This window comes from Patescibacteria group bacterium (assembly GCA_041650895.1).
In the GTDB taxonomy this organism is placed as follows: Bacteria; Patescibacteriota; Patescibacteriia; order 2-01-FULL-39-33; family 2-01-FULL-39-33; genus CAISTG01.
The window spans coordinates 1-9,628 of the sequence record JBAZKF010000006.1 but is presented as its reverse complement, the minus strand read 5'-3'; the positions used below and the strand labels follow the sequence as shown (position 1 = coordinate 9,628).

Annotated in this window: 7 protein-coding genes and 6 tRNA genes; 6 read left to right on the top strand and 7 right to left on the bottom strand. The window is 44.9% G+C overall.

The genetic code is table 11. From position 1 onward, the window contains the following. Window positions 1-150: 150 nt before the first annotated feature. On the bottom strand, window positions 151-906 hold the full coding sequence (locus WC473_05975) for an exodeoxyribonuclease III (GenBank protein ID MFA5125333.1): 756 nt from the start codon (window positions 904-906) through the stop codon (window positions 151-153). A 1,143-nt stretch (window positions 907-2,049) separates the two neighbouring features. Here WC473_05975 and WC473_05970 point away from each other — a divergent pair. The 6 genes from WC473_05970 (at window position 2,050) to WC473_05945 (ending at window position 3,067) form a co-directional block, all read left to right on the top strand. Further along, window positions 2,050-2,136 (top strand) — tRNA-Leu (locus WC473_05970). Window positions 2,137-2,225: 89 nt separating this feature from the next. Continuing rightward, a tRNA-Met gene (locus tag WC473_05965) sits at window positions 2,226-2,303 on the top strand. Window positions 2,304-2,563: 260 nt separating this feature from the next. Then, window positions 2,564-2,640 (top strand) — tRNA-Pro (locus WC473_05960). Window positions 2,641-2,679: 39 nt separating this feature from the next. Continuing rightward, window positions 2,680-2,756, top strand: a tRNA-Ala gene (locus WC473_05955). Window positions 2,757-2,814: 58 nt separating this feature from the next. Then, a tRNA-Met gene (locus WC473_05950) sits at window positions 2,815-2,890 on the top strand. Between the two features lie 102 nt (window positions 2,891-2,992). Next, window positions 2,993-3,067: transfer RNA gene (locus WC473_05945), tRNA-Asn, on the top strand. Between the two features lie 1,570 nt (window positions 3,068-4,637). Here WC473_05945 and WC473_05940 read toward each other — a convergent pair. The 6 genes from WC473_05940 to WC473_05915 all read right to left on the bottom strand — a co-directional run. Continuing rightward, entirely contained in the window at window positions 4,638-5,498 is an 861-nt protein-coding gene (locus WC473_05940) for a hypothetical protein (GenBank protein MFA5125332.1), read from the bottom strand. 476 nt (window positions 5,499-5,974) lie between these two features. Next, entirely contained in the window at window positions 5,975-6,409 is a 435-nt protein-coding gene (locus tag WC473_05935; GenBank protein ID MFA5125331.1) for a hypothetical protein, read from the bottom strand. Further along, window positions 6,375-6,686, bottom strand: coding sequence for a septation protein SpoVG family protein (locus WC473_05930; GenBank protein MFA5125330.1), 312 nt, complete (start codon window positions 6,684-6,686; stop codon window positions 6,375-6,377). The genes WC473_05935 and WC473_05930 overlap by 35 nt, the downstream gene beginning before the upstream one ends. Further along, entirely contained in the window at window positions 6,661-6,861 is a 201-nt protein-coding gene (locus WC473_05925; GenBank protein ID MFA5125329.1) for a hypothetical protein, read from the bottom strand. The genes WC473_05930 and WC473_05925 overlap by 26 nt, the downstream gene beginning before the upstream one ends. A 324-nt stretch (window positions 6,862-7,185) precedes the next feature. Continuing rightward, window positions 7,186-7,959 carry a site-specific DNA-methyltransferase gene (locus WC473_05920; GenBank protein ID MFA5125328.1) on the bottom strand — a complete coding sequence of 258 codons (774 nt, stop codon included), beginning with the start codon at window positions 7,957-7,959 and terminating at the stop codon, window positions 7,186-7,188. Then, a partial coding sequence (locus tag WC473_05915; protein ID MFA5125327.1) for an AlwI family type II restriction endonuclease occupies window positions 7,956-9,628 on the bottom strand: 1,673 nt, incomplete at its 5' end. The genes WC473_05920 and WC473_05915, both read right to left, overlap by 4 nt.

Sequence of the window (9,628 nt, the reverse complement as noted above, 5' to 3'; positions counted from 1 at the left end):
GGATATAGCCTGAAAGGCGAGAGACAAGAGAGGTGGCTGCATTAGTCTTGGTGGTGAAATAGAAGAAGGCAGATGCTAGACCAAAACTAATTAGGAATAATAGAAAAAATCTTTTATATTTAAACATTTCTTTATAAATTAATTATTATATCAAAATAAAATTTCTATACCTATTGGGCAGTGATCCGAACCTGATACTTTATCTAAAATAAAAGCATTATTTACCTTTTTTAATATTTTATCACATACACAAAAATAGTCTATCCTCCAACCGATATTTCTCTGTCTGGCGGCCGTACGATAGCTCCACCAAGAATACTGAATCTTATCTGGATGTAATTCCCTAAAAGTATCCTTAAAGCCGCTACTCAAAAATCTATCCAGCCAAGCTCGCTCTTGGGGAGTGAAGCCGGCATTGCCGACGTTCTCCTTTGGCCTGGCTAGATCTATCTCCTGATGAGCGACATTATAATCGCCGCAAACTATCACCGGCTTTTTAGCTTTTATCTTTTTTAGATAAAGCAATAGTTTATCATTCCACTTTATCTTCCAAGCTAAACGTTGCAGATTATTACCGGCATTGGGAAAATAAATGTTGGCTAAGTAATATTTGCCCATGTCCAATATCTGGACACGGCCTTCTTTATCCCAGGCTGGCGCAAGCAAGGACTTGGCTTTGATACCTTGTCGCACCAATGTAGCCGTACCGCTATAGCCGGGCCTTATGGCCGGATGCCAAAATTCCTGATAAGCGGCAAAATCAAACTCCACTTGGGCGCGAGCGGCATGAGAAATCTTTATCTCCTGCAGACAAAAAATATCCGGCTTGTCTTGACGCAAAAAATTTGTAAAACCTTTTCTAACTATGGCTCTGATGCCATTAACATTAAATGATAAAATTCTCATTTTTCAAACCCTATTTTCTAATTGACGGCTCATTTGGCTACGTCGAATAATAAAATTTGCTGGCGTGCGATAAGCCGGCCTATTTTTACGATTTCCGGTTTTATGATATTGCCTCATTTATTTAGTAAATCCGATAAGCCATCGAACCTCTAACATCTTACTTTAAGTATAAAATTTTATCAGATATTTATCAAATGCTGAAAATATCCGATTTAGCTCCTACGACAATTATCTAATAAAAATAGTAACATAAGAAAAAGCTCCGCCTTAGCGGAGCTCGAACACAGCCACCAAACCGACCGTCGAGACATCGGGGATATGAGCTTGTGACACACCCCGACAGTAATACTGCCGGTGTTCCGACATGCGGCTGCGCACAATGGGCAGGTGGCACTGCGGGCATTCGAAACAGTGACAACCACACAGGCCGCTGGCGCACTGGAAGGCGACGTCAGCCGGACCCAAATGGATGTCGTGGTGATTGCGACAGAGACAAATTGTGGGATCTCTTGGTAGTGGTTTGAATCCTCGCAACATCTGGCGCACCTCCTCGTAAAGGCAGAAACCCAAAAGACAGAAAGAACACGCTAAAAAGTATAACATAATATATACTTTATGCAACCAATAAATAAGCTTATTGACAATCAAAATAAATATATTAAGATAGTAAAGGTTCGTTCATCAATGGGATCCTGATTCAAAGGAGGCACCTCTTGGCCACAAAACCAATGATCACTGTTCGCAAACATATCAGGTTGCGATCACAACAACGCTACGACAAGGTTTTGACAAGGGAAGAGATGATGACCATAGCAAAGATGATCAGGCGAGGGCAAGGACCAAGTGCCAAATTCATCTTGCGCAAAAGCCAGCGAATAAGCATCTGGGAGGTCTGCCTCAACGGCCGATGGTACAGAGTCATGTACTGCAACAAGCGTCATGGTATCCTGACAGTCCTGCCGCCTAGCCGGCGCTTCTGATCTGGGGCCAAAAGCAATTTTGGCCTCGTTTTTTTAAAAAAAACTAGGGATAATTTCAAACCTTAGTATGAGGCATTGACTTAAAGATATTTTTATTGTAGAATCATCTGTGTTCATCAAAGACCCCTTGATCTGAAACCCAATATTCTATCATATTTATTATGCCGAAGTGGCGGAACTGGCAGACGCGCTGGACTCAAAATCCAGTGGCCGCAAGGCCGTGGAGGTTCAAGTCCTCTCTTCGGTACCACTTGAGACTGGTCATTCGATAAGTTTAGAACTTACTCGTGGCCTTTATCCATAATAAATCAACCCATCAACCAATTAGCAATTAATCATGGCAGGGTAGCTCAGTTTGGTTAGAGCGTGGGACTCATAAGCCCGAGGTCGTGGGTTCAACTCCCACCCCTGCTACCATTCAACTCTGTCCCGCTGAGCGGGACTCCGCTCATGGTCTGCTTCCTCGGCCTTGCCTCGGACTTCGACCATTTAATGAATTGAAGGATAATTAACAATTAATACGTTCCGGGGTAGCGCTCCGCCCAGCACGCCTACGGCAGACCTGCCCGATATGCCTGTCATGGCAGGCGAGTTTCGCCCAGAAGGCGACCAGCCTTTGGTTGGGGCTAGCGGATACCTTTTGTAGTTTAAAAAGTTTGTAAATTATTTTTTATTATCGGGGTGTAGCGCAGTTGGCTAGCGCGTGCGCATGGGGTGCGTGAGGTCGGAGGTTCAAGTCCTCTCACCCCGACCATTCAATTCTTCCTTTAAACTAATGAGCAATTAAGTGTAAGGGCCGTTAGCTCAGCTGGCTAGAGCGCTTCCATGGCATGGAAGAGGTCGCAGGTTCAATTCCTGTACGGTCCACCAAAAATAATAGTTAATAGAATAATTGACTAATTGTTAATTAATTGACAATTATTATCGACGCGGGGTAGAGCAGTTGGCAGCTCGCCAGGCCCATAACCTGGAGGTCGCCGGTTCAAGTCCGGCCCCCGCTACCAACCTTCACTAGCGAAGGTTGCCGTCCGAAGCTTTAGCAAAGGACGGCAAATAGCTTTAGCAATATCGTTTGGTCTTCAAGCTTCGGTTGGCAGGCCAAATATTCCGGGGTAGCGCAGCGGTAGCGCAGTTGGCTGTTAACCAATTGGTCGTGGGTTCGAATCCCTCCCCCGGAGCCATGTGGGATTAGCCGAGTTAAAAGCTCGGCTTTTCTCTTTATTAGAGCCTATTTGGGCAGGTTCTAACCGTCCGTTTTTTCGATTCGACCCGGATGAGACAAGAATTAACGGCAGAAGCGCAGAATCCGTGTCAATTCTTATGTTTTTGTCTTTTAAGAGGAGGTTCGAACCTAAGGCGGATAAAATAACTTTTCTCGCGTGCTGGCCCCGTTCTGTGAATGCTTCTTTGGCGTCGCCGGCGAAGGTCAGGACGTTGTCGGCCGTCTGAAGCCAGCTGTCCACGCGGCTGTCCGTGTCGTTCAATAATTCATGTAGTCTGATTTTTTCCTGGCTGATTTCCGTTTTCTTTTTCTTGAATTCTTCCTCGCTGATTTCTCCCGACGCTCTCATGTCTATCAAAGCGTCTAATTTTTTAACGCAGGCTTCGTAATTCTTTTGCTGGTTGGAAAGTATCGCATTGCGATCGCCGGCTTCGCGCTCGTTTTCGTTTCTAAGCCATTTCATGGCCCAGCCATGGAATTCTTCCGGTGGCTGAACTTTAGCTAGCGTTTTTTTAATCTGCTTTTCTAACTCATCCACTTCAATGCATTTTTGACTACACGGGCCTTTGCGCTTGGTGCAGTGATAATACGTGTAGTGATGAACGTTGCCGTTTTTATTCTTTTTGATTTTATTCTCGGCCGTCACCATACAGCCGCACTCGCCGCAACGGATCATACCGGTATAAGCGAAGGTGTGTGTTTCCGGTTTGGGCTTGCTCCCGTGGCCAAGCATTTTTTGGACTCGATCGTACTCGTCGCGCGTGATCATGGGCTCATGTTTGCCTTTGTGCCAATTGCCACTGCCTCTGGGCCATTCGAACCAGCCGTAATAAAAGGGATTATAAAGCACGCGGTAGAACCCGCTTCGTGCTAATTTCTTTACTCCCCAATTACTAATAGCAATCTCATGAACACGGGGAGCGGTGAAGTCGCCGCTTAAAAGCATATCGAACATTTTCCGAATGATCGGAAACATTCGCGGGTCTTTGCGGATCGTCCGAAAGCCTTTTAATTTATCCGGCGTGTTCTTGTAGCCTACGGGCGCCGGCCCAGGATGCCAGCCCATTTCCACTTTGCGCCTGAGTCCGCGTTTGACGTCTATGCCTTTGTTGTCGTTTTCCAGCTTGGCCTGGCTGCAAAGTAGGTTGAGCAAAAATTTGTCGTTGGGAGTGTTTTTAAACGATTGGCCCGGCGTGTTAATTTCAAGCAGCCGGTTTTGGTCCATTAAATAAACCAGGTAGCCGGTGTCCACGGAATTTCTGGAAAGGCGGTTTGGGTGCCAGGCGATGATGCCCTCGGCTTCGCCTTTCTCAATCCGTTTGATCATCTGATTGAAAATTTCGCGTCCCGGCGCTTTGGCCGAATATGATTCTTCCAGGCGCTCCACGATTTGGAGCTTTTCTCTTTTGGCAAGCGCTTCCAGTTCGCTCTTTTGCGAATCGATCGAAAGGACCTGTCTGTCTTCTTGTTCTGAAGATTTTCGAGCGTAGAGGAAGTACTTGAGTTTTGGTTGTACTTCCTGGTTCATATTAGTCAAAGAGTTCGGTGGTGTTCAGGTAGTAAACCAGTTTGCCACCGGCCGACATTATTATTCTCATAGTCGGATAAGGCCAGGGATCGCCCATGAGCCCCTCCGGAAGTTTGTAGCCAGTATCCTCCCAGCGCCATTCGTTGGCTGCCGGGTTTTCCGTTCCGGGTTTGCTTGGAATGTATTGCAGCTGAATGTCCGACCTTATCATGAATTTGGTGTGTTCCGGATCATGGCCGAGATATGCGAACGCGGCCTGTTCGATTTCGTCTTTGCTCATTAAAGGCCAGTCCAGCGAGCCGTTGCCAGGACAATTTCCCGGTACGGTGGCGCTGCGTTCAATCGGGTAGACGATTCCAATTTCCACAACCTGATTTGTTTTCTGCGTTACCTGGTATTGATAAACTTCACAGCGGTCGTTGATGTAATCCGTTTGCTGGAAGATGTAAACCGGTCGATCCCATTCTTCAGGATTGTCGGCCGTAAATCCGCCGTCGTTTTGTTTAACGTTGCTTAGGATCGCGAAGTTGGAGGGATGATTATTCTGGCCGGTATATTTCAATTCCAAGTTCGGTTCTCCCATGAACGTTCTGATGGCTTGCTCGGCTTTATCCAGTTCGCTTTGAACCGGCGGTTTTTCGTTGACGAAAATCCGGCCGTCCGAAGTCCGGCATTGTTCCGGATAAGATTCCATTATGGCGAACCCTGCTTCGACGCACTGGTCGAAGTTAGTAATGGAGGCCAGGTCTGTTGTTTCGGCCCCACGCGGTGCTTTGTCGCTTAAGAGGTGATAAACTCCGTAACCGGCCCCAAGAACCGCTACAACGGCGATTACGGCGTAAATTTTGGCGTTTTTAGTCATAGTTTTGTTCATTAATTATTTTAATTTTGTTTTCGGCCTTTCTACACACAACATGGTCCTAAGGCCGAAGGAAGTCAAACGTATATTTCTATTTTACCGCTTTATCGGTTTTTTAATAAGAGGAGGGTCAAATTCTATACCGATTCTATACCGATTTTGTCCGGTCCCTGACCCCGAAAGCTGCCCCAGTTTCACCCCAGTTTTGCCCCAGTCTGATTTCTCCGATTTTGGTGCAGGTTTAGTGCATTTTAGTGCAATCATAATCCCTGAATTCCACCCTCATTTCACCCACACCTTACCCTCATTTTCTGGTCGCCTTTTAGTCGCCTTTAGTCGCCATCGCTTCTGTAAATCCATCCAAGTTTTATCCAAGAATTGTCCAACCCCTTATTTTTTAATTTTCAGCAAGCTTGCTTGCTTTATTTAAGCTCTTTTATTAATTATTATTTCTTACTTATTCTTTCTTATTAAGTGCTTCATGGTGGACCCGGGCCGGGGTTCTCTACGGTGCCTGACCGTGCTCCATTTTGAACCCCCGTCGTTTTCAGCAATCGCGGGTTAAGACGATACATCGTGCCGGCCCAGCGGCCGCGTTCCAGCGTTCCCGGCTTCATTTCTATCAGCCCGAGGTTGAGTAGTTTTTTCCTGACGCGCCGGCAGGTGGACCGGCCGAAGCCCAGAGAAGCAAAGCCTTTCTCTTTGTCGTCGCGGCCGATGAAGATATTATCGATATGCCAGAACCAGCCGTCAGCATCGCCGTAGCGATTGGTGAGATGGCTTAAAGCCATTAAAAAATCGCGTTCGGCATGAGTCAAAGCGCGACGTATTTTTTCATCGTCGTAGATGATGTGTGGTGCGGGAAAGAAATTTAAGCTTTTACCACGTGGTTTGGGTTGATTCGTCTGATTCATAATTTTCACTAAGTAATTCGGCTACTTTTTCACTAATGGCCGTTTCGACCTCCTGGCCGGCTTTTTGAGTTATGGGATGAAAGATGTTGATGTTCTGGCCTCCCACTTTGCGCGTGGGATAAACCAGGCGGTATCGGCCGTCCGGCCGGCTGAACACGGCCACCGATCCCATCCAGAATTTGTTGTCCAGGACAAACGAAACAAACCCGAGGAGGCCGTCCTTGGGTTTAACCGGATAGAATTGGATTTCGCTAATTGTGGTTTGGTTGTAAGTCATGGCTTTTCACTACTTTGTCTTGGAAGTCGTCGATGGACGGCTCACCCATGTAGGTGATTTTGTAGAGTTTAAAAAGATTGTTGGCGCGTAAAGAAGCCTCCTCATCGGAGAGTTTTACGCCGTAGCGTTTTTCGTATAATTCTTTAAATTCTTGTATGGCTTCTGGGGGCAACATAAAAGGCTGGCCCCACTGGGGCTAGCCTTTATCTTTCTATTCAAATACTAAGCTTTCATATCGAGGCACTTAACCTCAGAGGGAAAATTACTTTTGACTTAAAAAACAAAAAAGGGCTACCACTTCACATCATCAAGCAAAAAAACACGTAGTGCTTGATGACAGAAGTCGTAGCCCCGTCTCGCTTAGTTCCGATGAATCGGAACGCCGTCAGGCAAACTCCTATCTCTTATGCTTTTATAATAGCGGTCCGGAACGCGGACCGTCAACAGGTCCATCTGTGGAAAACTTTTCTGACAAAAGCTGACAAGAAGTTTACAGTAACTAAGCCTCTTTAATTCTTTTTTCCGCAATCTTTATGTACTTATTTTCTGTTTCAATTCCTATCCATTTTCTTCCAAGTTTTTTTGCAATGACAGCGGTAGTACCGCTCCCAAGAAACGGATCAAGAACAACATCGCTTTTATTGCTACTTGCTAATATAACTCTTTCCAATAAGTTTTCCGGCTTCTGCGTTGGGTGAGCGGCGCGGCCGGTTTTATCCCTGACTCTTTCTTTACCCTGAACCACTGGCATAATCCATAAATCACGCATTTGTTTTTCTGACCCGTCTTTTGCTTTATCAGGATTTATTTTTTTAATATCAGCATAATTAAATATCCATTTTTTGCCTTTGGAGAAAAACAGGACATACTCGCATGAATGGGTAAAGGTGCGTCTAGTCATGCTGGGCATGGCGTTGTTTTTGTGCCAAGTGATGATATTGCGAGGCGTAAAGCCAAGCGCCTTTAGGGTCATGACCAATTCGCCGATATTGTGATAAGTGCATGAGATATAAATGCTCCCAGTCGGTTTCAAGACCCTTTTGCAGGCTTCTAGCCATTCTTTAGTAAACTTCAAATATTCGGATTCCGACATTTGATCCCATTTTTCATTCACCATAAACCAGTCGCCGCCGGTTTTATTGCCCATCCATTTGAGCCCGTTTCCGGAAAGATTGTACGGCGGATCAGCAAAAATCAAATCCACGCTTTCTTCGGGAATTTCTTTATTGAGTATTGTGCGGCAGTCGCCTTTGTAGATAGTATTTAATTTCATACGTTCGCAGCTAAAACCTCACGCGACCATTGCTCGACAACGCCTGGTATCTGAGAAGTCCAAACATCGGAACTGGCAGCCGTATTGGTTAAATTAATAATGGAATCGTAGAGACTCATCAATTGGCGATGGTCTAGTCTTTGGCCGCGATCTTTTATGGCGATTATCGCCTCCAATAATTTTGTTAATTCGTTTATTGTTAGTGGTATGATTCTTTGCTTACGGCCCTCATACTCATATTTAACCGCGTTCCAAAAGGTATTTATTGTGTCTCTATGTAAAGCTGGTGCTACGAATAAGCAATAAGTTTCTTTGCTGTTATTAACATCTTCAAAATCTCTAAGATGCCTCATTACCGGCTGGCCCTCTTGCATCCATTGGGCCCGATTAGTCAGCATTGTAACCTCACAAACCCCGTTGAAAGAACCGTAGAAACATTCTATGTCAGGTTTATTGGGCGGTGCAGTAAACGTTGGTTGGTTATCATCGCCAACGGGATAATTCGGTTTTATGGCCAAAGCGTCATTTATTGCGTTAAGGGCGAGTGTGGCTAAATGTTCAAGCTCAATACTTTTCTTTTCTTTGGATTGCCTGATATTTTTTAGCCGATCTATGTATTCTTGGACCTTATCAACGTTTTGCGAGACAAAGTGATCTTCCGTCTCCTGCAGGCTTCTGCGATAATCTCTTAATTCGGTTATGTATGATTTTAATTGGTCGACAGAAAGACCGGTTATATTTCTGAAGTTAAACTCTGGTATTTGAATTCGCTGTTGTTGAAGTTGTTTTTGATACTGCTTGATATCGTTTGTGGTGTATTCGCTGATTCGTTTTAATTCTGCTGGAGTCTCCCAGGGAAGAACCGGCAAATTAATATCTGAAATATAATTTATGTATTCTTCGGCCGTGAATCTCTGGCTGGACCCATTATCGGTTTCCAAAATTTTCTGAATTTCTATGTTTCTTCTTGGCTCCAAATCAATGTAATAACCGTTGCCGCGTAGATGGAGGTATCTGGTCATTCGGAAATATCGACGAATGTTATCCCCGTAATCTTTTGCGTGCTCCATGTTCTCGAAGTTAGAAAAGCGATCTTGAATAAAACGATTTATGTAGGCCTGTTTGTCTCGCTCGTTTGTCAGTTTTTCAATGCCCACACGGAATCGTAAAACCAGTTTAGCCTGAGGAATAATTTTCCTATAGTCAATCAACGTTGGAACAAAAATATTGAATTCAACATGAGATAAACCTTTCTCGGTAATGCCTTTTTCGCGACAGAGTTTGTTTACTTCATTAATCAGATGAAGCGTGGCAATAAAAGGTTTGATATTGTAACCATCATCGGTCTTAAAATCTCTTGAGAGAGGGTTTGGTAATTGCCATTTTAGAAAGCTCTTGAAAAACATTTCTCCCAAATCAGCGTCTTCGCGCGATAAGTATTCTCCGAAAGAAGTAATGCGGATTTTGCCGTCGTCGTCAATTTTAGCCAGCCCCATTTTTTTGATAGGGTTAAATGATTGACGGCCGCGCATGTCCCCGGCGCCGACGTAGTTTCTGGCGTCCAATATTTCTTCGGCCTGTTCATAAGTTAAGGCCTCGGAATTTTCCAGTAGCTCCCTGTGCTCAGGCGACAGATTATTGGTAAATTGTTTGTTGCCGGCGCCGTACA

Excerpts from the sequence above, each read along its gene's own strand:
- WC473_05975 (MFA5125333.1), bottom strand. The coding sequence starts at position 906 with ATGAGAATTTTATCATTTAATGTTAATGGCATCAGAGCCATAGTTAGA.
- WC473_05925 (MFA5125329.1), bottom strand. The coding sequence starts at position 6,861 with ATGTTGCCCCCAGAAGCCATACAAGAATTTAAAGAATTATACGAAAAA.
- WC473_05920 (MFA5125328.1), bottom strand. The coding sequence starts at position 7,959 with ATGAAATTAAATACTATCTACAAAGGCGACTGCCGCACAATACTCAAT.
- WC473_05935 (MFA5125331.1), bottom strand. The coding sequence starts at position 6,409 with ATGAATCAGACGAATCAACCCAAACCACGTGGTAAAAGCTTAAATTTC.
- WC473_05930 (MFA5125330.1), bottom strand. The coding sequence starts at position 6,686 with ATGACTTACAACCAAACCACAATTAGCGAAATCCAATTCTATCCGGTT.
- WC473_05940 (MFA5125332.1), bottom strand. The coding sequence starts at position 5,498 with ATGACTAAAAACGCCAAAATTTACGCCGTAATCGCCGTTGTAGCGGTT.